Below are 26,382 nucleotides of genomic sequence, written 5' to 3'. Positions count from 1 at the left end.
CCCCTCTTGTTTCTATTGTATCTTTACCTATTTTTGTATATGGTAGTAGTAAAGAGAGGGACGGGGAATGTCTTCAGGAAAAAAACTGATTAAATACAATAGCGAGCTTATCCACGATTTACCGCCGTGGGCGCAGGAGCTTGCTACCAAATACTGTACCGAAACGGTTAATCTTTATTTTGTACATGGCAATATCCGCGATTTTTTACCGCATAATCGCCGGGGAAGCGCTCATTTTGTTTTTGTAAAGATATGGGACTATATTTCCGAAGTCATTTTCGGCAATAAGGACATTATCGTATTTTACGATAAGTCGAGCGGCGTATCCTTTTGTATGCAGGAAATGGAACAAACCTATATTGCAACGATGCACAGCCGATACCCCGAAGTTCCCGTCGAAGATTTTTATTCCCGCGATCCCGTCAAAGCCTTTGCTTACCTTGAACGATATTTTACGCTTAATATGGGCAGCGGCCGCAGAATGGTACTTATTATCGATTATGCGGAAACGGTTATCCCTGCGGAGGAGATCGGGAACCTCGATGCGGTTGACCGCTACTGTTTGGTTACCTTAAACCGCTGGTCTCACGATCCTCAATTTACCAATGAAGATATTTCGATTGTCATGTTGACCGAAAACCTTGCCGACGTTAACTCTCGGCTCGTAGCCTCTCCTTCGACGGTCAAAGTTGCCATCCCTCTCCCATCGGAAGCAATCCGCATTCATTTTTTAACATATCTGCAAGATAAGGGAGAGCTGTTATTGGAACGTCTTCTTAATGCGGAACGGGTAGGGAAGCTGACATCGGGATTAAATTTGTTAAACCTTAATCAGCTGGCAAAGGAATCGTACAACGAGGACGTACCGATTACATTTGAATATCTTCGCAAGAAAAAGCAAGAGATTATCGAAAACGAAGCGGGTGGTTTGTTGGAATTTTTGGAAACGGAACACGACCTTTCGTTTATTGCAGGGCATGAATTTGTAAAAAAGCGTTTTAAGTCCATGGCAAAGGCTCTCAAGCAGGGAAGAACGGATGTGCTTCCGATGGGCTATTTAATTTCCGGGCCGATCGGTACGGGCAAATCGTTCCTCGTTTCGGCATTTGCCGGGGAGATCGGTATTCCGATGGTGCGGCTTAAAAATTTTCATACGCAATGGCAGGGCACAACCGAATCGAATTTGGAAAAAGTGCTCAATATTTTACGGGCAATGTCTCCCGTTGCGGTGATGATCGACGAAGCCGATGCCGTTTTAGGGAACCGTAAAATGCAGGATGGCGCCGGTTCCTCCCGCGTGTTTGCACAAATTGCAAACTTTATGGGTAATACCGACTATCGGGGAAGAATCATCTGGTTTTTGATTACCAGCCGTCCTGACCTATTGCCGATAGACTTAAAACGGCAGGGGAGAGCGGAAGAACACTTAGCTCTTTTTTATCCCGACACGCTGGCGGAAAAAATAGAAATTTTTGAAACCCTGCAACGGAAACTGAAGATTAAAACAAAGGATATTTCTTTTTCGAATATTATCAATAAAAAACTGAAATTCTCCGTATCGGGGGCGGACATCGAGGCAATTTTGGTTAGGGCAAAAATGAACGCAAGTGCCGATAACCGCATGATGTTGACGGCGGAAGACATCGAACAAACAATCGATGATTTTATCCCGCCGTCCTATCCCTATGATATTGAATTACAGAATTTAGTTGCAGTGCTTGAGTGTACCAGCAAAGAGATGTTACCCAAGCAGTATCAGAATATTCAGCGTTCAAAATTGGTTGCAGAAATACAGGAACTGAAACAGCTCCTTGGCGAAAAATAAGTACCGCGCTTTTTGCTGTATGCAGTGCGGATAAATATCCGTCGGCTTAGTAGTAATGTAGTTTAATAGTAATAGGATGGCTCTTAAACCGGCCTGACCTACCAGAATGAGCAGATCAGGACGGCTTGGGCTATTGAGAGCCTCTAAAAACTAACCGAGTTTTTTGCAGGTGCCCTATTATTTATCGGCGTTTTGTTCTTCCAGATTCGGCCACGTCAGAACTTTTGAACCTAAAAGTGCGAATTCTTTTGCAGCATTTTGCGCGTCACGGAGCGGAACTCCGGCTTCTTTATTTAGGGTTTGTTCAAAGAACATTTCTATGGATTTGAATACATCCGGTAGCGGGTAAAACAGAAAAGCGAAGTTTATTCCGGTAGGTTTTACGACAGTAAATGCCGACAGCGCTTCTTGAGGTTCCTTGCTGAAAATAATCTTTGATTGATTTTTTGCAGTGATGATATTTGAATCTTTAAACCGTAGCGGTACCTGAAAGTCGCGTTCGCGGCAATACGGCTCCACAGACTTATGGGAATAGTTTTCGGGTTCAACGAACAGAAAAAGTTTTTTCCCGTTTGTTTGAAAGGTTAAACCGTTGCCGGTTAGGTAAATATCCTTTAAGGTTGCATAAGAAACGATCTCGTAAATACTGTACGCGGAATCCTCTTTAAAGAAAGACGAAACAATATATCCTTGATCCATCGGTAGTTTCTGTTTTGCATACGCTTCAAAAAGATCCATCGCTTTAACTGTTGCCATACCTGTGCCTCCAAATTATATACCGTTGCAATGCGGCGCTTAATCGCCGTTTAGTTTCACGCTTCAGTATACGGCGAAAGTATATTAGATTTTTTGATAAACTGCAACCTTCCGCAATCGGGGGTATTACGGCAGCCATAAGTCCCTTGTAACTGTTGTAAGAAAAGAGTAGATTACAGGAAATCTGATGCGTTTGCTTTGATTTTTGCTTGACACTTTTTCATTCTTCTGGTATTCTCAACTGTCATTCTGCTTCTGTAGCTCAGTCGGCAGAGCACAACCATGGTAAGGTTGGGGTCAGCGGTTCGATTCCGCTCGGAAGCTTTTTTGTTTTTTATAGGAGGTTTGTGATGGCTAAGAAAACATCTGTTGAGCTTATCGCATTACAATGTACTGAATGTAAACGGAAGAATTATACAACCGCAAAGAACCGGAAGAATGTTCAGGGTAAGCTTGAACTAAGTAAATATTGTCCGTTTGATCGTAAACATACCGTACATAAAGAAACAAAAGTTAAATAAATATTTGAAGTCCGACCGATTGCGATGGCCCGCGACTTTTGAATAGAGGTCAGTAGCTCTAATGGTAGAGCGTCGGTCTCCAAAACCGAATGTTGAGGGTTCGAGTCCTTCCTGGCCTGTTTCATAAATAAGGGGTAGATATGTCAAAAATAATTACTTTTGGAAAAGAATGTGTTGCTGAGCTGCGTAAGGTGGTTTGGCCTACGCGTGATGATGTTGTTTCTGCTGTGAAGGTTGTTATTGTTTCTACCATTCTTGTTGCTGTTTTTCTTGGTGTTGTTGATACTTTCTTTGTTGCTTGCCTTGGCTGGTTCTTTTAAGGAACGGTTATGGCTAAGGAATGGTATATTCTGCACATCTTTTCAGGATATGAAAAGAGAATAGAACGCGCAATACGTCTGTTGATAGAAAACGGCGAGATTCCCGCCGGTGTTATCTCTGAAATTAAAATTCCCGAAGAAGAATTAACCGAGGTTAAGGACGGTAAGAAACGGGTTGTCCGGCGAAAGTTTTTGCCCGGCTATATTCTTATCGAAATGGATTTGCCTGCTGTAAACTGGAAGAGCGTTTGTACTCCGATTAGAAGGATACATGGTGTTACAGGCTTTTTGGGTGTTGTAGGGGATGCGCGCCCTCAGTCGATCTCTGCTGATGAGGCGAAGAGTGTTTTGCAGAAATCCGGAGAGATTAAAGGCGAAAAAACTCGGGCAGCTCAGATGTTTGAACCCGGCCAGCAGGTTAAAATTATAGAAGGTCCTTTCGATACCTTTACAGGAACTGTGGAAGAAGTTATGGCCGAGCGTAATAAGCTTCGGGTTATGGTTGCCATATTTGGCAGAACCACTCCTGTCGAAGTTGATATGCTTCAGGTTGAATTAATTTAAGGAATGGCTCTTAAATTTTAGTTTTAGGGATGTTTTAGCATCTTACTTTTTGATTTTCATTTTATGGGAGGGAATGTTTTCCCGTTAATACCAGAAGGAGATAATTATGGCAAAGAAGAAGGTTACTGCGGTTATTAAATTGCAGTGTCCTGCCGGAAAGGCAACGCCTGCTCCGCCTGTTGGTCCTGCTCTTGGGCCTCACGGAGTGAGTGCTCCTCAGTTTGTGCAGCAGTTTAATGACCGCACAAAATCGATGGAGCCGGGCTTGGTTGTTCCGGTTGTTATTACCGTCTATTCGGATAAAAGCTTTACTTTTATCTTAAAGACTCCGCCTGCGGCAGTTCTTATTCGGAAGGCATGTAATATCCAAAAAGGTTCTGCAAATTCTGTAACTCAAAAGGTAGCAACCTTGTCGAAAGCAAAGCTTGAAGAAATTGCTAAGATGAAGATGCCTGATGTTACTGCGAATGATCTGGAAGCTGCAAAGAAGATTATTGCAGGAACTGCACGGAGTATGGGTGTGGAGGTAGAGCGCTAAATGAAACACGGAAAAAATTATCGCAATGCGTTAAAGAAATACGATAGTGCTGCTCTTTTCTCTGTTCCCAGGGCTGTAGAATTGGTTAAAGAGCTGAAGTTTGCAAAGTTTGATGAGACTGTTGAAGTCCATGTCAGTCTGAAGCTGGATAAAAACCAAAGCGTTCGTGATACCGTTGTTTTGCCGCATCAGTTCAGAGGTGAAAAACGCGTGTTGGTGTTCTGTAAGGAAGACCGTGTAAAAGAAGCTTTGGATGCAGGTGCTGCCTATGCCGGTGCTGCCGATTATATCGAAAAGATTAAAGGCGGTTGGCTCGATTTCGATATTGCCGTTGCTACCCCGGACATGATGAAGGATGTCGGGCGGCTTGGTATGGTGCTTGGCCGGAAGGGTCTGATGCCTAATCCCAAGACTGGAACGGTTACAGCCGATATCGGTGCCGCTATCAATGAATTGAAAAAAGGGCGTGTTGAATTCCGCGCTGATAAAACCGGTGTTGTGCACCTTGCAATCGGAAAGGTTTCGATGGATACGGACAAGATTGCCGAAAACATCACAATCCTTTTGAACGAAATCGGACGGAAAAAGCCGAGCGATGCAAAGGGTGATTTTATTCAATCGGTTTCCGTCAGTTCTACGATGGGGCCGGGTGTCTGGGTAGATTATAAGGTAGGAGAATAAAATGGCACTGCGAGCACATAAACCTCAGCCTGCAAAAACGGCTGCTATCGAAAATATTACGAATGAGTTAAAAGCTGCTTCGTCTTTTATTTTTACGGAATATCGCGGATTGTCTGTTGAGCAGATTACACAGCTGCGTGCAAAACTCCGCGAAAATAATTGTACCTACAAAGTTGTGCGCAATAATTTTGCACGTATCGCATTCGATGCCGTGAATTTGGACGTTAAAGACTATTTGGTCGGTCCTACCGCGGTTGCGATGATGAACGAAGACGCAAATGCTGCGGCGAAAACTTTGTTTGAATTTGCAAAAGAAACTCCTGCGCTGGTAGTAAAAGGTGCAGTGGTTGACGGGGAATTCTATGATGCTGCAAAAATTGAAGCATTCTCCAAATTGCCCGGCAAGAAAGAACTTATTGCAATGTTTATGTCTACGGTTAATGCAACGACTGCAAAGTTTGTGCGTACTCTTCAAGCTATTGTTGATAAAGAAGGGGGCGCTTCCGGCTCTGCACCTGCATCGGCTGAAGCATAATTTTGGATACGGCAGTCAGGCTTCATGCGCTGTCTTCCTGTCTGCCGTTACTGCGGCTTGTATAAGCTGTAAAATTTTTATTTATAGGAGAAGGTAATATGGCGGCATTAACAAATGAACAAATTATTGAGGCAATCAAAGCGAAAACCATTCTTGAGCTTTCCGAATTGATTAAATCTATGGAAGAAGTATTCGGCGTAACAGCTGCTGCTCCTGTTGCAGTAGTAGCCGGAGGTGCTGCAGGCGGTGCGGCAGCTGCTGAAGAGCAGACCGAATTTACCGTAACGCTTAAAGGTCTTACTGACCCCAGCAAGAAAATCGGTGTAATCAAAGAAGTCAGAAACGTTGTTGCAGGTCTTGGTCTTAAAGAAGCAAAAGAACTTGTAGAAGGCGCTCCGAAAGTATTAAAGGAGAATGTTTCTAAGGAAGAAGCTCAGAAGATTAAAGAGGCAATGACAGCTGCCGGTGCAGAGATTACGATTGCTTAATTCTTTTGATATAAGCCGGTTGTGTTATACAGCCGGCTGTTGTTTCACTTTATGATTTTTCTCAAACAGTGTGTTAAGCTTCCTCGTGAATAGGGGAGGCTTTTGTAGTTTTAATAGGTAAAAAAATAGGTCGATTTTAAGACGTTTGTATACTATGCCGTGTAGTTTGGCGTGCTTATTCGATGTTTTAATAGAAGTGCGGAACTGCTTGGGCAAGAGAAGGGGGATGACGGGATGCCAGTGCGGAAAACGGTTAATCGCCAGTATATCGGAAAAAATATCCAAAATTTTATGGAGCTGCCTAATTTGATTGATATTCAGCTCTCATCGTATGAAAAATTTTTACGCCGCGGAACACACCAAAGCGGAAATACTTCGGAGGAAGTCGGTTTGGAGGATGTGTTTCGGACAACTTTTCCGATTGAAAGTCCTAACGGCGATATGACGCTGGAATATCAATCATATACGCTGGATGAGAATGATATTAAATTCAGTGAATACGAGTGCAAGCAAAAAGGATTGACCTATGCTATTCCGCTGAAGGCTCAGATAGACTTGGTATTTAACCAAACCGGTGAAATCCGCCGTAAGAGTATCTATATGGGCGATATTCCGCTGATGACGGAACGCGGTACCTTTATCATCAATGGCGCCGAGCGTGTTGTCGTATCGCAGATACACCGCTCTCCGGGGGTTATCTTTTCTCATGATAAAGGCGTGTATTCAAGCCGTATTATTCCGTACCGCGGAAGCTGGCTTGAGTTTGAAATCGATCAGAAAAAAGATTTGATTTATGCAAAACTCGATAAGAAAAAGCGTATTTTAGGAACGTTATTTTTGCGGGCATTAGGGTATGAAACCCGTGAACAGATTATCGACTTTTTCTATAAAACCGAAGTGCTTCCGGTTTCCGAGGGAGCTACCGAATATGATAAGCTGGTAGGCCGTGTTTTTGCCAAGCGGATAACCGTTGCCGATGAATCCGGAGAGCGGACACTCTATCAAGCCGGTGAAAAGATTCATCCGCACGTTGTTGATGAACTTCGGCAAAATCATATTTCTGAAGTTACCGTTATCGACTTTAAAAAAGAGGGAAGCCTTGATTCCCCCGTTATTATTAACTGTTTTGAACGCGAGGAAATCCGCTTTGCCGATGCTGCAAAGGGGCAAGAGCCTACAAAAGAAGAGGCCTTATCGGTTGTTTACGCAGCGTTAAAGCCCGGCGATCCGATGACGGTAGAGGCTGCCGAAAAAGATCTGACGTCGATGTTTTTCTCCTCCCGCCGGTACGATCTCGGCCGTGTGGGGCGGTACAAACTCAATAAAAAATTTGATTACGAGCATCCCGTTGAAGAGTGTACGCTTATTCTTGATGATATTGTAAATACGATGAAGTACCTCATTCAGGTTTACATCGGGGATGCTTCGATAGATGATATAGACCATCTGGGGAACAGACGCGTCCGCTCTGTCGGCGAGCTTATGACCAACACACTCAAAACGGCGTTTCTCCGTATGGAGCGGATTGCACGCGAGCGGATGGGGTCAAAAGAAATTGAAACGATTAAGCCGCAGGAGCTTATTTCCATAAAGCCCATCGTTGCCACCATTAAAGAATTCTTTGGTGCAAGTCAACTTTCGCAGTTTATGGATCAGGTTAATCCGCTCGCGGAACTTACTCATAAGCGCCGTTTGAATGCATTGGGTCCCGGCGGTCTTTCCCGTGATCGCGCAGGCTTTGAAGTCCGCGATGTTCACTATACTCATTACGGCCGGATGTGCCCGATTGAAACACCGGAGGGTCCGAATATCGGCCTTATCGTATCGATGGCAAGCTATGCGCATGTTAACGACTACGGCTTCCTTGAGGCGCCGTATGTAAAGGTTGTGAACGGCGTTGCGACCCGTGAGGTCGAATATCTTTCCGCGATGGACGAAGATAAATATTACATTGCGCAGGTATCGACCGCAGTGCAGAGCGACGGTACGATCACAGCCGAACAGATTGCCTGCCGTCATCAGGGGGATTATACGACACGCAGTTCGAAAGAAGTGCAGTATATGGATGTGTCGCCCAAACAGATTATCTCCGTGTCTGCTTCGCTCATTCCCTTTCTTGAACATGACGACGCTAACCGTGCGCTCATGGGTTCTAACATGCAGCGGCAGGGTGTGCCGCTCGTATTCCCCGAACCGCCCCGTGTCGGTACCGGTATGGAAGGAAAATGTGCGTACGATTCGGGTGTATTAATTAAGGCAAAACGGAGCGGCACGGTTAAATTCGTCTCCTCCGAGAAGATTTCCATCGAATCCGATGCGCCGGAAGGAACGGAAGCAAAAGTCCGCGACTACACGCTGTTAAAATACCAGCGTACCAATCAGGATACCTGTTATCATCAGCGGCCGGTTGTTGCCGTCGGGCAGCACGTAGAGGTCGGCGATGTTATTGCCGACGGCCCTGCAACGTATCAAGGAGAGCTTGCGCTCGGGCGCAATATTCTGGTCGGCTTTGTGCCGTGGAACGGGTATAACTACGAAGACGCTATTTTGATTTCCCGCCGCGTGTTAAAAGAAGACATGTTCACGTCGGTTCATATTAAAGAGTTTACGACGGAAGTCCGCGAAACCAAGCTCAGTGCGGAGCGGATTACCAGCGATATTCCCAATAAGTCGGAGAAAAGCCTCGACAACCTCGATGCGGAAGGTATTATCCGTATCGGTGCGCAAGTCCGTTCGGGCGATATATTAATCGGAAAGATTACACCGAAAAACGAGTCGGAAACGACGCCCGAATTTAAGCTGCTCAATTCGATATTCGGTGAGAAGGCTAAGGATGTCCGCGATTCTTCGCTGCGCGTACCGCACGGTGTTGAAGGTACGGTTATCGATGTACAGCGGTTGAAGCGTTCGCAGGGTGACGACCTCAATCCGGGTGTTGACGAGTTTATCAAGGTGCTCATCGCGACAAAACGTAAGTTGCGCGAGGGCGATAAGATGGCAGGCCGCCACGGAAACAAAGGTATTGTTGCGCGTATTTTGCCGGAAGAGGATATGCCGTATATGGAAGACGGTACGCCGCTTGATATCTGTTTGAATCCGCTCGGTGTTCCTTCCCGTATGAATATCGGTCAGATTTTGGAGTCGGAACTCGGGCTTGCGGGTTTGCGCCTTGACGAATGGTACGAAGCACCCGTATTCCAGTCGCCGACCAATGAGCAGATTGAAAAGAAACTGGTTGAAGCGGGTATTCCCGCCAACTCAAAGGTAAAACTGCGTGACGGAAGAACGGGTATGCCCTTCCAAAACGACGTATTTGTCGGGGTTATCTACTTTATGAAGCTTGCACACCTTGTCGACGACAAGATGCATGCCCGCTCCACCGGCCCGTATTCATTGGTAACTCAGCAGCCGCTTGGCGGTAAGGCGCAGTTCGGCGGTCAGCGTTTGGGAGAAATGGAAGTATGGGCGCTCGAAGCTTACGGTGCGGCCAATACGCTGCAGGAGCTTTTAACCATCAAGTCGGACGATATGCATGGACGTTCAAAAATATATGAATCCATTGTAAAAGGACAGGCTGCAACCGCCGCCGGAATCCCCGAATCGTTTAACGTATTGGTACAGGAATTGCGCGGTTTGGCATTGGACTTCATGATTTATGATGAAAAAGGAAAGCAAATTCCGCTGACCGAGCGTGATGAAGAATTGATTACCGAAAACAGCTCCAAGTTTTAATTGAGATGAGGATGGGTTATGAGAGATATACAAGATTTCGACAATATTATGATTAAATTAGCTTCGCCCGAAGCGATCCGTGCGTGGTCGTACGGCGAAGTAAAGAAACCCGAAACGATTAACTACCGTACCCTACGGCCTGAGCGGGACGGCCTTTTCTGCGAGCGTATTTTCGGTACTACAAAAGAGTGGGAATGCTATTGCGGTAAGTTTAAGTCAATCCGCTACAAGGGAGTTATCTGCGACCGCTGCGGTGTTGAGGTTACTCACTTTAAAGTACGCCGAGAGCGTATGGGGCATATTGAACTGGCCGCTCCCGTTTCTCATATCTGGTACTATCGGTCGGTACCGAGCCGGATGGGGCTTTTACTTGATTTGCCGGTTGCGGCACTCCGTTCGGTATTGTACTACGAAAAGTACATTGTTATTGAACCGGGCGGAACGGATTTAAAGAAAAATCAGCTGTTAAACGAAGACGAGTACCGCGACGCTCAGGAACGTTACGGCGGTGCCTTTACCGCAAATATGGGCGCGGAAGCCGTTAAAACCCTGCTGAGCAATTTAAATCTGGATGAGCTTGCCGCTCAACTTAGAATGAAGATGATCGAAAAGGGCGCAAAAAGCGATAAGCGGCTTTTAAAGCGTATCGAGATTGTCGAGCATTTTAGAACATCGAACAATAAACCCGAATGGATGATTCTCGATGTTATTCCGGTTATTCCGCCCGATTTACGCCCGATGGTACAGCTGGACGGCGGACGCTTTGCAACCTCCGATTTAAACGATTTGTATCGCCGTGTTATTCACCGGAACAGCCGTTTGACCCGTTTGATGAGCCTTAAAGCGCCCGATATCATCATCCGTAACGAAAAGCGGATGCTGCAGGAAGCTGTGGATGCCTTGTTTGATAATTCAAAGCGGAAGCGCGTCATTAAGGGGTCTTCAAACCGCCCGCTTAAATCCATATCCGATCTGTTAAAAGGTAAGCAGGGGCGCTTCCGCCAGAACTTACTCGGTAAGCGCGTTGACTATTCCGGACGTTCGGTTATCGTTGTCGGCCCCGAACTGAAACTCTGGCAGTGCGGCTTGCCTACCAAGATGGCATTGGAACTTTTCAAGCCCTTCATTATGAAAAAGCTTGTTCAAAAAGAAATTGTTTCCAATATCAAGAAAGCAAAGCTCATGGTTGAGCAGGAGGCTGCTCCGGTATTTGCCGTCCTTGACGAAGTTATCAGCGAGCATCCCGTTATGCTGAACCGTGCGCCTACGCTGCACCGGCTCGGTATCCAAGCTTTTGAACCGGTGCTTGTCGAAGGAAAAGCCATTAAGCTGCATCCGCTGGTTTGTAAACCGTTCAATGCGGACTTTGACGGCGACCAGATGGCTATTCACGTACCGCTTACGCAAGCGGCTCAGATGGAATGCTGGACGCTGATGCTTTCGAGCAGAAACTTGCTTGACCCCGCAAACGGTAAGACAATCGTGTATCCTTCACAGGACATGGTTCTCGGTCTATACTATTTAACCAAACAGCGTCCGTTAAAAGATGGGCAGCATGTTCGCCGGTATTCGTCCGTTTCCGAGGTTATGATGGCTGCAGAAGCCGGCTCTATCGGTTGGCAGGAATTACTCAAGATTAACTACCGCGGCGAAGAAGTGGAAACGACGCCCGGTAGGCTCGCCTTTAACGAAGAAATGCCGGAAGGTGTTCCGTTTGTCAATATCGCGCTGGATGATAAACAGATCCGCAAGCTGATAGAAACCGTGTACCGCACAAAAGGGACATGGGTTACCGTTCAGATGTTGGATAAACTTAAATCCGTCGGATATTACTATGCAACTTTCTTCGGTGCAACGCTGAGTATGGATGATATCATTATCCCTAAGGAAAAATCGGATATGCTTGAAAAAGCAAATAACGAGGTTCTTTCCATATATAATCAGTACCGCGGCGGTCATATTACACAAGAAGAACGGTACAATAGGGTTGTTGAGGTATGGTCAAAGACAAACGAAGAGCTGACTACGATAATGATGGATACGCTTGCAAAGGATCAGGACGGCTTTAATACCATTTACATGATGGCCACCTCCGGCGCGCGCGGAAGCCGCAACCAGATTCGTCAGCTTGCAGGTATGCGCGGTCTTATGGCTAAACCGAGCGGCGACATTATCGAGTTACCCATCCGTTCAAACTTCAAGGAAGGTTTGAACGTTATCGAGTTCTTTATTTCTACTAACGGCGCCCGAAAGGGTCTTGTCGATACCGCTCTAAAGACCGCAGACGCCGGTTACCTGACGCGACGTCTTGTCGATATTGCGCAGGATGTTGTTGTCAACGAAGAAGACTGCGGTACCATCAACGGTATTGAATACTCGGCGGTAAAGTCGGGCGATGAAGTCATCGAATCCTTAAGCGAGCGGATTGTCGGTAAGTATACGCTCGAGCGCGTAGAGCACCCGATTTCGCATGAACTTTTAATCGATGTAAACGAATATATCACCGACGAGATCGCCGCGAAGATTGAGGAGGCGGGTGTACAAACCGTTAAACTCCGCACGGTATTAACCTGCGAGTCTAAACACGGCGTCTGCGTTAAGTGCTACGGCCGTAATCTTGCCCGCAATAAGATTGTAGAAATCGGCGAAGCGGTCGGTATCATTGCCGCTCAGTCTATCGGCCAACCGGGTACCCAGTTGACGATGCGTACATTCCACGTCGGAGGTACGGCAAGCAGCACAACCGAAGAGAATCACATTACCTTTAAATATCCGGTCATTATTAAGGATATTTTGGGAACGTCCATCAAACTTGATGACGGCAATCTGCTGTTTACCCGCCGCGGTACCCTTCTTTTTGAAAAAGTGCTTAAAGAATACACACTTGCGGCAGGGGATTCTGTTGTGGTGGAAACCGGCGTCCGTATTCTGCGGGACGATGTGTTGTATACCGCTGCGGACGGTACGGTTGTAAAAAGCCCCTTGAACGCTTTTGCCTATTTGAACGGTTCGACGCTGTATTTGACCGCTCCCGAACAAAAGACCGAAATCAGGAACGGTTCGACAGTCGTTATCAAAAAAGGCGATTATGTGCCTGCTACATCGATAATTGCGACTTTCGATCCCTATAACGAGCCTATTCTTGCGGAACAGGACGGATTTGTCCGGTTTGAAGATATTATTCCCGGTTCAACTCTGGAAGAAGAAGTGAACGATGAAACCGGCGTTGTTGAGCGCCATATTTCCGAATTAAAATCGGATATGACCTTACAGCCCCGTGTATTTATCTCGGATGAATCCGGTAACGCACTCGGTTTCTATTACCTGCCGGACGGCGCTCAGCTGATGGTAGAAGAAGATACTCAGATTAAGGCCGGTACGGTTATCGCAAAACTTGCGAAGGCTGCTGCAAGAACGCAGGATATTACGGGCGGTCTTCCGCGTGTTTCCGAACTCTTTGAAGCGCGCCGTCCTAAGGCTCCGGCGGTATTGGCGCAGGTTGCCGGTACCGTTTCGTTTAAAGGCTTGTTGAAAGGTAAGCGGATTGTTATTGTGAAAGATCATTACGGCAAAGATTATAAGCACTTGGTTCCTATGTCCAAACGCCTGCTTGTCCGAGACGGTGATACGGTTGAGGCCGGTGAGCGTCTGTGCGACGGTAACCTTGATCCGCATGATATTCTGGCAATCTTGGGTGAAAATGCACTTCAGAATTATCTGATGAATGAAATCCGCGATGTTTATCGTATGCAGGGTGTGTCTATCAATGATAAGCATATCGGCGTTATTGTCCGCCAGATGCTCCGTAAGATTGAAGTTGTATCTGTCGGCGATACTCGGTTTATATACGGCCAGCAGGTTGATAAATATCACTTCCATGCGGAGAATAAACGTGTTACAGCGGAAGGCGGACAGCCTGCGATTGCGCGTCCGATGTTCCAAGGTATTACCAAGGCCGCTTTGAATATCGATTCGTTTATTTCTGCGGCTTCGTTCCAAGAGACGACAAAAGTCTTAACGAATGCTGCTATTGCCGGTAAAGTCGATGAGCTTCGCGGCTTAAAGGGAAATGTTGTCATCGGACACCTTATTCCCGCGGGTACCGGTATGCCGCAGTATCGATCGGTTAAGCTCTTTGATAAGAATATGGGCGACTTGGATGAGCAGGTCAATGAAATTCTTGAGCGGCGTAAGCGTGAGTTGGAAGAAGCTGCCGCCGCCGAAGCGGAGATGGGAGAAGATTTTGATGCCGAAGATGACGAGCTCGGTTATGGAGAGACGGAATCCGTTGATGCCTCATACAATGATGGTGAAGCTCCCCTTGATGAACCTGCTGGAGACTTCGAGGATTGACAGACTGTACATCCTGCATTAAAATAGAAACCTATTGGTATAATTTAATCCGTAGTGCTGGCGGAGAGATATAAGGAGTTAGGGCAAATGCCTACAATTAATCAATTGATAAAGCAGGGCCGAAAAGCGGTCGTCTCGCGAACCAAGAGCCCTGCATTACAGTCATGCCCGCAAAAGCGCGGTGTATGCACCCGTGTAATGACGGTTACGCCGAAAAAACCGAATTCCGCATTGCGGAAGGTTGCCCGTGTGCGCTTGAGCAACGGTATCGAAGTAACAGCCTATATTCCGGGTATTGGACATAACTTACAGGAACACTCCGTCGTTTTAATCCGCGGCGGCCGTGTTAAGGATTTACCGGGTGTGCGTTATCACATCATCCGCGGAACAAAGGATACGCTCGGTGTTGCCGATCGTAAGCGCGGCCGTTCAAAGTACGGCGCTAAGAAGCCTAAGGCATAGTGGAGGTTTATTATGGGACGGAAAAAGAAGACTATCAATAGACCGATTACTCCCGATGCACGCTATAATAGCGTTGTACTTTCAAAGTTTATCGCCCGTATGATGCTTGACGGAAAAAAATCCGTTACGACAGCTATCTTATACGACAGCTTCGATGTGATTAAATCGAAGACAGGCGAAGACCCGCTTACCGTATTTACCAAAGCACTCGAAAACGTAAAACCGCTTGTTGAGGTAAAATCACGCCGCGTGGGCGGTGCTACCTATCAGGTGCCGATTGAAATCCGTGAATCCCGCCGTGAGGCGCTCGGAATGCGCTGGATAATCGGTGCTGCCCGCAGCCGGAACGGACATGCAATGTCCGAACGCTTGGCTGCCGAGGTCATCGACGCATACAACAATACCGGTACTGCCTTCAAAAAGAAGGAAGATACTCACCGTATGGCGGAAGCGAACAAAGCGTTTGCTCACTACCGCTGGTAGTTATTCCGGTTGCTGCAGGTTATGCAGTGCAAAAAGCCTTGAAACTTCTGTTTCAAGGCTTTTTTTATGTGCCGGAACTTTTTACGTATTTTATCCGGATACTGGCACGGACTCGTTAAAAATTCGGTCGGTTTGTAGGGACGCTGTTCGGTTAATCGTCTTTTCGATAATGTTTGTAGCCGGGATGCTTGCCTGAGACTTTATAGTCGGCGCGCATACGACATAGGCGGTCGATGTTTTCGCGTGAAATTTCTTTTTCGCCGCCGAGGATATGCGCATAGATACTGATTTTTGCCGAAAGTTCCAAGGTTTCCATGCGGTAATATGCGGTCAAAAGGTCGCGGCCGACCGCAAGTGCGCCGTGGTTTTCGAGGAGCAGAACGTCGTGTTCGGGTAAATACGGAGCAATTGCTTCGGGAACCTCGTCGGTGGATGGTGTGCCGTAAGGGGTAAGCGGTACCGAACCGATAGTAACAACCGATTCGATTGTGGTATAGCGATCCATCGGCAAGTGCGCAACTGCAAAGGCTGTTGCGGCAGGAGGATGTGCATGAACCACGCCTCCTACATCATCACGGTCTTGGTAGCAACGTAAATGCATTTTGATTTCCGACGAAGGTTTATAGCCGTCGGCTCCTTCAATAATTTTGCAGTCTTTAGTAATGATAAGCAGTTTGTCAGGAGTGATAAGGCTTTTACTGATACCTGTCGGTGTTACCAGAAAAGTTCCGCCATCCAACTTGGCGGATACGTTTCCGTCGTTTGACGCAACCCAGCCAAGTTGCCACATTTTATGGCAAATATCGCACATCTGATCTTTAATCTCTGAAATATTCATAGTATTTAGTATACTGCGGAATTTTGTTCTGTCAATTTACGATGATAGAAAGATGGAAAATTTTGACAAAATCCCTGCATATTTGTATTATTCGTTTTGAGGAGTATGAACCCTATGAATCAATCGATAGCAAATCCGCGAATCTTGCGTAGAGGTCTGCCGTATTTTTTGCTGTTTTCTGTATATGCAATAATCAATTCCTATCTGCCTATTATGCTTAGAACGCTTGGATTTTCAACGGCACAGATCGGCATCCTGCTTGGCGTTATTGAAATCGTAGGCGTATGTGCGCCTTTTGTTATCACGCGGCAGCTTGACAAAACCGGACGGTACGGACTTGTCATGTGTATATTCGGGTTTGATATTGCGCTGCTGCTGTTGCCTCTTCTCCGCTTTCATTCATTTTTTATCACGGCTATTTGCCTCGGTATTTTTGCTGCCGGTTTTAAGGGCATGGTGCCCGTGCTGGACGGTTTTACCACAAAGGCGCTCGGTCAACATAGTGATCAGTACGGGAAAATACGGGCACTCGGTTCTGCAGGATTTGTCGGTATGAATTTGTTTTTACAGCTGCATCCGCTTATTTCAGGGAAAAGACCTGCTTCCATCATTTTGAGCGTAGGCATAGGAGCACTGCTGTTTGTACTGATACTTCGATGGGTTCCGGATTTATACGGTTCTGCATTTGCCCTTGCAAATACCAAAAATACTGAGGTATCGGTAGGGCAGCAAAATGAAGCGGTAGATGGGCAAGAACCGCTTGCGGCAGAAGCATTACCGGAAGATTTAATGCAGCCAAAAAAACAGGATAAACCGGTTGGACAGACTGCGGCATTCTCTAGATTGTTTTGGGAATGCCTCTTGCTCATCTTTCTTGCATTTTTAGGTTTGGTTCCTTGTCAGAGATTTTTTTCACTCTATGTTGAAGAATATGTCAAAATAGAAGCTTCGGCAGGCTTATGGGCACTTTCCGCAATGGCAGAAATTCCCCTGCTGGTTATTTCCGGAAAAATTATTCGGCGTTTCGGTAAAGAACGGCTTCTACCTCTTTGTTTATTCACTGTGATCGTACGGAATTTCTGCTATATCTTTATTCCCGGAATTGGCGGGGCTATAGTTGGGCAGCTTCTGCATTCGCTTAGTTTCGGGTTATTTCATCCGCTGAGCGTATTGCTTTGTATTTTGTATAGTTACGGCAAAACAGTAACCGCTATGACCTTTTTTACCGCAGCAAACGGTATTGCCTATGTAATAGGGAGCATGATCGGCGGGTATATTATCGAATATTTAGGGTATCCGGCACTCTTTTTATTGTTCAGTGTGTTCCCTGCTGCGGGGATTGGGTTTTATCTTTTTATCATGCGGAGAGCTTAATACCCCGATGCTCTGCACCGGGGTATGTTGATTCGTTCGGAAGGTTAATATTTTCCGACAATCGACACATCCGCACCGAACCATTTTTCGGATATTCTACGCAGTGTGCCGTCATTCGCCATATCGGTAAGAAAGGTATTCATCGTTTTTGCTAATTCTTTGTCTTCTTTTCTAAATGCATAACTGTAGGTAGTAATAGTAATCGGCTCTCCGATTGCCGCGTATGGTTTCTTTTCTATTGTAGTTTTACTGTAATATGTCAGCAAATTCATTACAACAGCGTCAAGCTGTCCGAAATCCAGCGCAGTCAGCATATTTTCCATTCGGGGATAAAAATATGGCCGCCGTCCGTTATTAATATACAGGGGAGACTTCATTACGAGTTCGCGCATTTCTTCATCAGATACCATACCAATGCGTTTGTTCCGTAGATCGGTAAATTGGCTGAACGCTATGGTGCCCTCTATACTGCGAAGCACAACAACCACTAGAGCATCACGTAAATACGGTATACTTAATAAAAAGCGTTCGGCATTTTGCTCATTATTGTTGAAACCGCTTGCGATATACTGAATAGCTCGGTTTTGAAGTTCCGCGACTCTGTTTGCTGTGGTGATCGGCACAAGCTTTAGCTTCACACCGAGCTTATCGGCAACGGTTTGGGCAATATCTATTTCATATCCGACAATTTGGCCTGCACTGGAGTAAAAGCTAAGCGGAGGAATTGAGGGATCGACGCCGACGACGAGTTCATTGTTGACAATAACTCTTGCCAATGAAGAATCGTTTATACCTTCCGTCTCCGTCCGGCGGCCGGTACAAGAGATGAGGGAAAATATTAACAATATGCCGAAAAAACTTTTTATCTTCATTTTTACCTCAGCATCATTAAAATCGAACATTCAAGATTGATAAATTAGAGCCGAACCACTTTCTTGAAAAATTCGGGATGGTTTCGTCTTCGTTCATTTCGGCTAAGACCGATTCAATTTTAGCAACGAGCGATGCATCCGCTTGTCTGAATGCAAACGTATAATACTCGGTGGAAATAGCTTCATTTATAATACTGTATTGCGGATTTTTGTCGAGTGTGTCCAAGGAGTAAATAAGATCCACGACAATAGCGTCGCATGTTCCGGAATCGAGAGCTTCATACAGTTGGTCAATGGTAGCCATCGCTTTTATGATAACATGATCTTTTAGAGCTTCTACGTTTAATAAAGCCTCATCGCCCGCTGTATCTGCCTCAACTGCAATTGTCCTATTTTGCAATTGTGCTAACGTTTGGTAACCTCTTCCGGCAAGCGTTACAACAATTTTTGCATTTTGCAGATACGGCGTGCACATTCTGTAGTGCTGTTTACGTTCTTCCGTTACACTAAAACCGCTTGCAATGCAATCGATGACCCCTGTGTTCAGCAAAATTTCTTTTTGCGCCCACTGTATCGGATAAAAAATCGGATGAATGCCGAGCCGGCGGCATAATTCCGTAAATATATCTATGTCATATCCCACTATTTCATTCTTTTCATTCCTGAAAGAAAGGATAGGAACAAAATCGGAAACGCCGATTACCAATGCGGATTTTACTTGCACTTTCGACCAAGAAGGGTCTTCAATATATTCAACCTTAGTATTACGGCGGCATGAAGAAAATAACATAAATAGTATACACAGCGCCGCATATACAGCTATGCGTTTTTTCATATCAGTTTACAACCTTCAACAACATTTTATTTGTGCGGAGAGTCTAATATCCCGATATTTTGTGCTGTAACAAAGGATATTAAAGCCCACTGCAGCCATCGAATAGGCACTCAAACAGTACCATTTTTTATGTGTCCTGTAAAGAGAAAATTTTTTCCCGTTTCGACTACCGAACGACTTTAAGAAAAAAGACGAATGTTTTTTCCGTAAACCTTTTGAAATAGCCTGTTGAGCAGTTGTACATCCATGTACACTTTTTTCCGACATACATCCCTGTACATTTCTTACCTGCGCGATTTGCTTTACACAAATCTCGTGTCTGCATAGTACCACCGCCGTCCATGGCGGTATTGATACGTTGAGGATTGTCAGTAGCGGCACGGATTGATTGCAACTTTTTTAAGTACATAGTATGCTTTTTCGTATGGCAAAGAATACACGGATACAAGAACTTGAAGCGCTGATAAAAAAGCATCAGAACTTATATTATAACGCGGAACCGGAAATTTCGGATGCGGATTTTGATATGCTGTGGGATGAACTGCGTAGTCTTGACCCTCAAAATGAGCTGTTTGCGACGGTACCTAAGGACAGTGCCGATGGCTTTCCTAAGGCGGAACATATTATTCCGATGGGAAGCCAAGAAAAAGCGGCGGATCCCGAAAGCTTCCAAAAGTGGGCTGAAAAGATGCCGTTTACCGAGTTTCTTGTACAATATAAACTTGACGGCGCCAGTATGGAGCTGCAATACGAAAAAGGGCGGCTTATCCGTGCGGTAACGCGGGGCGACGGTAAAATCGGCGACGATATTACTGCAAATGTTAAAAAGATGCAGGGCGTTGTGCTTGAGCTGAAAGGCGATTCCGCTCCTACCGGAGCCGCTCCTTTTTCAGGCGGGGTGCGCGGCGAAGTGCTGATGACCAAAGAGGTGTTGCACCGCTTTTATCCCGATAAAAAAAATTGCCGGAATGCGGCAAACGGCTTGATGAAGCGGAAGGACGGTAGCGGCAGCGAGCATCTCGAAATTATCTGTTACGATGCCGCGGCGGGAACAATCGGGCATCCCTTTACCGAACTGGCGCCTTTCACCACGGAGACGGAAAAACTTAACTGGCTTAAAACGCAGGGCTTTTTACAAGTGCCGGTTACGCGGTGCGGCAGCGTGCGGGAGGTTATCGACTACCGCGCCCATATTATGGATATTCGTAGTACAATTCCCTATGACATCGACGGCCTTGTCATCAAAAACGACCTGATCGATATTGCCGACCTTAGCAGGGCGCGGCCGGAAAAGCAAATCGCTTTTAAGTTCAGTTTGGAGGAAGCGATTACCGCGCTTCGCAGCGTCGAGTGGAGCGAATCGGGCGTTACCTATACTCCCATTGCGCTCATCGATCCGGTGCAGTTGGCGGGAACAACCGTTAAACGGGCAAATCTCTGCAACCCGAATATGATTGCGGAGCTGAACTTGCAGATCGGCAGCAGGGTGTTGGTAACCAAGCGGGGAGAGATCATCCCTAAGATAGAAGCGCTTATCGAAAACCCTGCGTCAGCTAAGCCCATCGAACAGCCGAGCCGGTGCACGAGCTGCGGAACCGTGCTCCGTGACGAAGGGACGCGCCTATATTGCCCCAATCCTGCTTGTCCCAAGCTGATCCACCACCGGATAGAAAAATGGATTGATACCCTCGACATTCAGGATTTCGGTACAACGCTTATCAAGCGCTTATTTGACACACAGCGCATCCGTTCCGTTTCCGACCTGTATACGCTTACCGTTGAGGAACTCGCCGCTTTTGAACGGATGGGGCAAAAGTCGGCGGAGAAGGTGTACCGCGCACTGCACGCTAAGCGGGAAATCCCGCTGCCGGTCTTTGTTGCCGGTTTTGATATCGAAGGGATCGGCCGAACCATGATGGAAAAATTGGTTGACGCAGGTTTTGACACCCTTGAAAAACTGCTTGCAGCCTCGGAAGAAGATTTTGCCGCCGTATATCAGTTCGGCAGCGTCCTTGCTCATACGCTTACGGCCGGTCTCCGCGAGGTAAAAGATGAAATGCTTCGCCTGACCGGTTTGGGGATTATCGTTATTCAGCCGCCCGCCTCCGCTCAAGAGAATCTCCCGTTAGCAGGAAAAAGCTTTTGCTTTACCGGAGAGCTGAATAGTTTAAAACGGAAAGAAGCGGAGGCTATGGTTCAGCAAAAAGGCGGAACGGTAAAATCGTCGGTAACAAAGGGACTCACTTATTTGGTAACCAATACGCCCGATTCAGGCTCATCAAAAAACAAAAAGGCTCAGGAACTCGGTACCGTGATTATTACCGAAGAAGAGTTTTTAAAACTGCTGTAATTGCGGAATTATATATTATTATAGGATTAGATATTTTATAATAGAAGGTATCGGAGAGCCTCTAAAAACTGCAGCGCCATCGGCTTGTTCAGTACGGAAATGATGTATCATATCTGCTAAAGCGGAGTGCGAATCAGTTTTTAGAAGGTTCCGAAAGAGGCTGTCAGTGTAAAAATGCTTTACAGTGCAGCTTTATAGATTGCAAGGACATCGGCCGCCGTTAAGGTTTGGAAACCGCGGATTTTTCCGCTGCGGCTCCGGTGCAGCACGGCCGCTTCCGCCATCTGTTCAAGGTGTTCTTCGCCGATGCCGACTTCACGCAGTGTCATCGGAATACCGAGCGATGCGAAAAATTCCGAGGTTTTGTCGATGGCGGCGTTTGCGGTTTCATATACATCGGCATTTGCAGGCAGCCCCCACACATTGACGCCGTACTCGGCAAGTTTATGCACGGTATTGCCGTTCAGCACGTGCCGCATCCAATGGGGTGTCAGAATTGCAAGTCCTACTCCGTGCGTAATGTCGTAAAAAGCGCTCAGCTCGTGTTCCATCGGGTGAGCAGACCACATCGTCATTTTCCCGTTACCCAACAAACCGTTAATCGCCCATGTACCAGCCCACATCAGATTGGCGCGGGCGTCGTAGTTATCCGGTTCCTTCAGCGCAATGGGGCCGTAATGGATACAGGTTTTAAGCACGGCCTCGGCGAACCGGTCTTGCAGGAAGGCGCCGTCGTCCAACGAAAAATAACTTTCAAACGTATGGCTCATAATATCCGCAGTACCGGCCGCCGTATGCTCTTTAGGCACCGAAAACGTGTAGCATGGATCCATCACGGAGAATTTAGGCATAAGGAGCGGAATTTCAAAACCGAGTTTTTCCTTCGTTTTAAAGTTGGTGATAACGGCTCCGCAGTTCATCTCGGAACCCGTCGCTGCGAGGGTTAAGACGGTACCGAGCGGGATGACCTCCGTAGCGGACGCCTTTCGGGTCACAATATCCCACGGGTCGCCGTTATAGTGTGCCCCCGCAGCAATCGCCTTAGCGCAATCGATAGTGCTGCCTCCGCCGACGGGAAGAATAAAATTGAGCTTATGTTCCCGTACCAATGCGATACCTTTTTCAACTTCTTCTATCCGCGGATTGGGAGAAATGCCGGACAGTTCCGCGTAAAAAATACCTTTTGATTTTAACTGCGCCGTTATCGTATCGTAAAGGCCGATTTTTTTGATGCTTCCGCCTCCGTAGCAGATCAGCACCCTATTGCCGTATTTTAATATCTCATCGGAAAGACCTTCGACACTGCCTTTTCCGAACAAAATCTTTACCGGTACATCAAACACAAAATTGAACATCATAGCCTCCATCTGTCACTCTTTTAGTTAGTATAGTGAAATAGAGTTTATCATAGATTAGGCGATTGTGCTACCTGCGGTATTTTTCGCAGGAATTCCGCTATCACTTCGCCGATATCGCCGTCTATACAGATTGCACGCTCTCGTATTTCGTCAAAACAATAGGCCTCTCCGTAATTGATGCACGCATAGATTGCCTGCGGATTATTCGCCGTCATCTGCTGAAAGGGGTATTTGATAATGCCGGGTGTATTTGCACCGACGCCGAGTTCCAAAAAGAGAATACGGCCGTCTTTATATGTGGTCAGAAAATCTGCATAGCGCTGCGCCGCAGTATGCCATCCGGCGTCTTCTACAAACGTCGAATCGCTGCGCAGATTCATGCTCATCGGTTTACCGCAGCGGGGACAATAGGGAATTAACTCGGAAGGGATGCGCATATCTTTTTGCCGTTCGTACATAGCCCGCACCTGTGCCTCGTTATCGTAGGTTGCCTGATGGCACGGCTCGCTGCATTGAAACAAGCCGTAATCCCCCTGCGTATAAAACAGCCGCGCCTTATCAAAGCCGGCTTTTTGAAAGCAGTGGTCGACATTCGTGGTCAGTACAAAATAGTTCTTCCTGTCAACCAGCTTGCACACATTTTCATACACCGGTTTAGGCGCGTCGGCATAGCGGTTAATCATAATATTGCGGCTCCAGTACGCCCAGTGTTCTTCCGGCGTTGTATACGGATAAAACCCACCCGTATACATATCCGAAAAACCGTACTTTGCATGGAAGTCCGCAAAGTTCTTTTCAAAGCGTTCACCCGAATATGTAAACCCTGCCGAAGTTGAAAGCCCCGCTCCCGCGCCGACAAGAAGCGCATCGGCTTTTTCCAACGCTGTCTTCAGCGCCTCAATCTTTTGCCGGTACTCTTCCGGCGTATCATGTTTAACTGGTATGGTATTGAACATTATTTTCGCTCCTTAGATGTAATGTACGATTTAGGCAACAAGAAACGGCGTCATGTATACCGGTTTTTTATTACCTGATTTTGTGCGTTTCTTCAAAGTTTTTATAGAGAAAAACGTGCGTTTCTTCAAGATTTGCTTTCATGTATTTATGCATTTCTTCAAGATTTTAAGTGCGGCGAGGCATTTTCTGCCGGCCATGTTTATGTTTTACAGCAGAATTGACAGAATTCCGTTTATGTGATATAAATCTTGCGCATATTTTGTTTTGTGAAGCTTTTAAGACGGAAGGAGCATATAATGTCTGGACATAGTAAATGGGCGACGATTAAACATGCAAAAGGAGCCGCAGACGCAAAACGCGGCCAGATGTTTACAAAGTTTATTAAAGAAATTTCTATAGCTGCACGTATGGGCGGCGGTGATCCGAACGGAAACCCCCGGTTAAGAACTGCGATATTGAAAGCACGCGCGGCTAACATGCCGAAGGATAACATTGAACGGGCTATTAAGAAGGGTACCGGAGAATTAGGCGGTGCAAGCTACGAAGAGCTGTTATACGAAGGTTATGCACCGGGCGGAGTTGCGGTATTGGTAGAAGTGCTTACCGACAATAAAAACCGGGCTGCAGCGAATGTACGCAACTTGTTTTCTAAAAACGGCGGCAATCTTGGTGCAACGGGATCGGTTTCCTATATGTTTAACCGTAAGGGCGTTATCGAATACGATGCCGAAGTTGTAAGCGAAGAAAAGCTGATGGAAGAAGCTTTGGAAGCCGGTGCGGAAGATATCCAAACAGAGGGTGGTATTATTACGGTAACAACCGACCCCAATGACTTTGCTTCCGTACTTGAAGCCTTGCAGGAGAAAGGATTTGAATCCGTTTCTGCAGAAGTTTCGATGGTGCCCGCAACGTATATGAGTTTAGAGGCAGAAACAATCCGTAAAGTTTTAAAGATGGTAGAACGTCTGGAAGAAGATGACGATGTCCAGAACGTATACACAAACCTTGATATTCCGGATGATTTTGAACCTGAGGAATAACGGAAATCTTTTTTAAATTTTCAATATCAGATTCCATGTAAACGCCATACTGTCGTTTTTAAACGGCTTGTATGGCGTTTTGTTTTATCAGCAGGGGACGTGGCTGTCAAAAAACTTCAGTTTTTAGAGGTACTCGGTACTTTTTTGAAGAAGCCCGATCCGTTGCAGACCTATAACCCTCCCAGAAAGATCCCGGCAATCACTAGAATCAAACACAAAGGTACAAAGACGTACTGCATATAGGGGGCGTACCAGCTTCCAACCCTATGCTTGGCATGGAGGTTGATATCTTCGAGCGTCTGTTTTGCCCCGTATACCCAAAAGATAATAAAGGCTGCCGTAACCGCCGCAAGCGGGAAAATAATGATGGCGACCGTATCGGTAAAGGTGCCGAATACCTTCATATCAAAGTTGAGCGGTACGGCGATACAGGCTGCTAACAGCGAGATGATAACCGCGGCCTTTTTTCTGCCGATCCTGAATTTGGACATCAGCGATTCAACGGGAACTTCCAGCATGACGATGGAAGATGTTAGGGCTGCAAACAGTGCGCAGAGGAAAAAGAGAATGCCGAAGATGTAGCCTGCGGGCATATTCGCGATAATGTTAGGAACGGCGATAAAGAGGAGCGCAGCACCTGCTTGCGGATTGATGCCGAGCGAAAACGCGACGGGAACGGTAAACAGCGCACACATCACCGAGGCAAGAAAATCCAGACCTGCCGTTTGCCGTGCCGTGCGGGGTACGTCCGTGCCTTCCGGCATATAGCTTCCGTACGTAAGCATTGCCGCTCCGCCGAGACTCAATGTGAAAAAAGCCATTCCCAGCGCATATATCCAGATGCGGAAATGAGCGAATGCTTCCCATTTCGGTTTTAACATTGAGGCGACACCGGCAAGAGCTCCCGGCAAGGTGAGCGCACGGATTACCATCACCGTAACAACGATATAAAAAGTGGCCATCATCACGGTGGTAAAACGTTCGATGCCTTTTTGAATACCGAGACTGATGATAACCGCCGTTGCGATGATAGCAGCGAGCGTCCACGGAATATTGGCGGGAGTTCCTGCAAAGGATTCAAAAAAAGCGGTATCCATTGTCGGAAAGGTATTGGTAATCGCTAATACGAGGTAACGCAGTATCCAGCCGATGATAACGGTATAGAACGACAGGATTCCGATAAGGGCTGCTACCGGAAACCATCCGGCAGCGCGGAGCAGGGGATTTGCCGTCTTTTGCGAGACAACCGATTCAAATGCCAATACAGGCCCTTTGCGCATCTTTCGCCCGAATGCATATTCTCCCATCAGGCCGAAAGCGGAAAAGCCGAATAAAAAAATCAAATAGGGAATAAGAAAGGAGATGCCTCCGAACTCTGCGAGACGGGCGGGGAACATCCAAATATTTGCCAATCCCATTGCCGACCCTACGCAGGCAAGGAGCATTCCAATGTTTGTTCTAAACAATTCTCTTTTTTGTTTCATCTTTAACCTCAATGTC

The 26,382-nt window shown here is 46.5% G+C and carries 22 protein-coding genes and 2 tRNA genes; 17 read left to right on the top strand and 7 right to left on the bottom strand.

The annotated features are described in order from the left end of the window. Positions 1–67 precede the first annotated feature (67 nt). Positions 68–1,825 carry an ATP-binding protein gene (locus tag HMPREF1222_RS04545; RefSeq protein WP_016518402.1) on the top strand — a complete coding sequence of 586 codons (1,758 nt, stop codon included), beginning with the start codon at positions 68–70 and terminating at the stop codon, positions 1,823–1,825. A gap of 177 nt (positions 1,826–2,002) precedes the next feature. On the opposite strand, the gene HMPREF1222_RS04540 is transcribed toward HMPREF1222_RS04545, so the two are convergent. Next, the gene (locus HMPREF1222_RS04540; protein WP_006189684.1) at positions 2,003–2,581 is read right to left on the bottom strand and encodes a hypothetical protein; all 579 of its coding nucleotides are present in this window, start codon (positions 2,579–2,581) and stop codon (positions 2,003–2,005) included. Positions 2,582–2,832: 251 nt separating this feature from the next. On the opposite strand from HMPREF1222_RS04540, the gene HMPREF1222_RS04535 reads away from it, so the two are divergent. From HMPREF1222_RS04535 to rpsG, 13 genes are all read left to right on the top strand, one after another. Further along, positions 2,833–2,905, top strand: a tRNA-Thr gene (locus tag HMPREF1222_RS04535). 26 nt (positions 2,906–2,931) lie between these two features. Next, positions 2,932–3,102, top strand: a complete 171-nt coding sequence (rpmG, locus tag HMPREF1222_RS04530) for a 50S ribosomal protein L33 (RefSeq protein ID WP_006189683.1) — start codon at positions 2,932–2,934, stop codon at positions 3,100–3,102. Between the two features lie 46 nt (positions 3,103–3,148). Further along, positions 3,149–3,221, top strand: a tRNA-Trp gene (locus tag HMPREF1222_RS04525). A gap of 21 nt (positions 3,222–3,242) precedes the next feature. Next, positions 3,243–3,422: a preprotein translocase subunit SecE gene (secE, locus tag HMPREF1222_RS04520; protein ID WP_016518401.1), complete on the top strand. Its 180-nt coding sequence runs from the start codon at positions 3,243–3,245 to the stop codon at positions 3,420–3,422. Between the two features lie 9 nt (positions 3,423–3,431). Continuing rightward, entirely contained in the window at positions 3,432–3,986 is a 555-nt protein-coding gene (gene nusG, locus HMPREF1222_RS04515) for a transcription termination/antitermination protein NusG (protein WP_016518400.1), read from the top strand. Between the two features lie 103 nt (positions 3,987–4,089). Further along, positions 4,090–4,524 (top strand): 50S ribosomal protein L11, encoded by a 435-nt coding sequence (rplK, locus tag HMPREF1222_RS04510; protein ID WP_196799950.1) that lies wholly within the window; start codon positions 4,090–4,092, stop codon positions 4,522–4,524. After that, positions 4,525–5,205, top strand: coding sequence for a 50S ribosomal protein L1 (gene rplA / locus HMPREF1222_RS04505; protein ID WP_006189679.1), 681 nt, complete (start codon positions 4,525–4,527; stop codon positions 5,203–5,205). Between the two features lies 1 nt (position 5,206). After that, complete coding sequence (gene rplJ / locus HMPREF1222_RS04500; RefSeq protein WP_006189678.1) at positions 5,207–5,740, top strand: 50S ribosomal protein L10; 534 nt, start codon at positions 5,207–5,209, stop codon at positions 5,738–5,740. Positions 5,741–5,838: 98 nt separating this feature from the next. Next, the gene (rplL, locus tag HMPREF1222_RS04495; RefSeq protein ID WP_016518399.1) at positions 5,839–6,228 is read left to right on the top strand and encodes a 50S ribosomal protein L7/L12; all 390 of its coding nucleotides are present in this window, start codon (positions 5,839–5,841) and stop codon (positions 6,226–6,228) included. Positions 6,229–6,462: 234 nt separating this feature from the next. Then, entirely contained in the window at positions 6,463–9,960 is a 3,498-nt protein-coding gene (gene rpoB / locus HMPREF1222_RS04490; RefSeq protein WP_016518398.1) for a DNA-directed RNA polymerase subunit beta, read from the top strand. 18 nt (positions 9,961–9,978) lie between these two features. Beyond that, positions 9,979–14,313: a DNA-directed RNA polymerase subunit beta' gene (gene rpoC / locus HMPREF1222_RS04485; RefSeq protein ID WP_016518397.1), complete on the top strand. Its 4,335-nt coding sequence runs from the start codon at positions 9,979–9,981 to the stop codon at positions 14,311–14,313. An 87-nt stretch (positions 14,314–14,400) separates the two neighbouring features. Further along, positions 14,401–14,775, top strand: a complete 375-nt coding sequence (rpsL, locus tag HMPREF1222_RS04480) for a 30S ribosomal protein S12 (RefSeq protein WP_016518396.1) — start codon at positions 14,401–14,403, stop codon at positions 14,773–14,775. 12 nt (positions 14,776–14,787) lie between these two features. Next, a complete protein-coding gene (rpsG, locus tag HMPREF1222_RS04475) occupies positions 14,788–15,258 on the top strand; it encodes a 30S ribosomal protein S7 (protein ID WP_006189673.1) in 471 nt (156 codons plus the stop codon). A gap of 151 nt (positions 15,259–15,409) precedes the next feature. On the opposite strand, the gene HMPREF1222_RS04470 is transcribed toward rpsG, so the two are convergent. Next, complete coding sequence (locus HMPREF1222_RS04470; protein ID WP_016518395.1) at positions 15,410–16,096, bottom strand: class II aldolase/adducin family protein; 687 nt, start codon at positions 16,094–16,096, stop codon at positions 15,410–15,412. 114 nt (positions 16,097–16,210) lie between these two features. On the opposite strand from HMPREF1222_RS04470, the gene HMPREF1222_RS04465 reads away from it, so the two are divergent. After that, complete coding sequence (locus HMPREF1222_RS04465; RefSeq protein WP_006189671.1) at positions 16,211–17,470, top strand: MFS transporter; 1,260 nt, start codon at positions 16,211–16,213, stop codon at positions 17,468–17,470. A 44-nt stretch (positions 17,471–17,514) separates the two neighbouring features. Here the strand turns inward: HMPREF1222_RS04465 and HMPREF1222_RS04460 are convergent, their stop codons facing one another. Further along, positions 17,515–18,342 carry a substrate-binding periplasmic protein gene (locus tag HMPREF1222_RS04460; RefSeq protein ID WP_016518394.1) on the bottom strand — a complete coding sequence of 276 codons (828 nt, stop codon included), beginning with the start codon at positions 18,340–18,342 and terminating at the stop codon, positions 17,515–17,517. A 16-nt stretch (positions 18,343–18,358) separates the two neighbouring features. Further along, positions 18,359–19,177 (bottom strand): transporter substrate-binding domain-containing protein, encoded by an 819-nt coding sequence (locus HMPREF1222_RS04455; protein ID WP_016518393.1) that lies wholly within the window; start codon positions 19,175–19,177, stop codon positions 18,359–18,361. 424 nt (positions 19,178–19,601) lie between these two features. Between HMPREF1222_RS04455 and ligA the strand changes: the two genes are divergently transcribed. Further along, positions 19,602–21,527 (top strand): NAD-dependent DNA ligase LigA, encoded by a 1,926-nt coding sequence (ligA, locus tag HMPREF1222_RS04445; RefSeq protein WP_016518392.1) that lies wholly within the window; start codon positions 19,602–19,604, stop codon positions 21,525–21,527. 179 nt (positions 21,528–21,706) lie between these two features. Here the strand turns inward: ligA and HMPREF1222_RS04440 are convergent, their stop codons facing one another. After that, positions 21,707–22,882: an iron-containing alcohol dehydrogenase gene (locus HMPREF1222_RS04440; RefSeq protein WP_016518391.1), complete on the bottom strand. Its 1,176-nt coding sequence runs from the start codon at positions 22,880–22,882 to the stop codon at positions 21,707–21,709. A 50-nt stretch (positions 22,883–22,932) separates the two neighbouring features. Then, complete coding sequence (locus tag HMPREF1222_RS04435) at positions 22,933–23,841, bottom strand: SIR2 family NAD-dependent protein deacylase (protein WP_016518390.1); 909 nt, start codon at positions 23,839–23,841, stop codon at positions 22,933–22,935. A 297-nt stretch (positions 23,842–24,138) separates the two neighbouring features. On the opposite strand from HMPREF1222_RS04435, the gene HMPREF1222_RS04425 reads away from it, so the two are divergent. Next, positions 24,139–24,882 carry a YebC/PmpR family DNA-binding transcriptional regulator gene (locus tag HMPREF1222_RS04425; protein ID WP_016518389.1) on the top strand — a complete coding sequence of 248 codons (744 nt, stop codon included), beginning with the start codon at positions 24,139–24,141 and terminating at the stop codon, positions 24,880–24,882. 170 nt (positions 24,883–25,052) lie between these two features. Here HMPREF1222_RS04425 and HMPREF1222_RS04420 read toward each other — a convergent pair whose 3' ends face one another. After that, entirely contained in the window at positions 25,053–26,366 is a 1,314-nt protein-coding gene (locus HMPREF1222_RS04420; protein ID WP_016518388.1) for a sodium-dependent transporter, read from the bottom strand. Between the last annotated feature and the right edge of the window lie 16 nt (positions 26,367–26,382).

This window comes from Treponema vincentii F0403 (assembly GCF_000412995.1).
In the GTDB taxonomy this organism is placed as follows: domain Bacteria; phylum Spirochaetota; class Spirochaetia; order Treponematales; family Treponemataceae; genus Treponema; species Treponema vincentii.
Note: the sequence above shows the minus strand (reverse complement) of the source record. Positions and strands in the feature narration are given on the sequence as shown.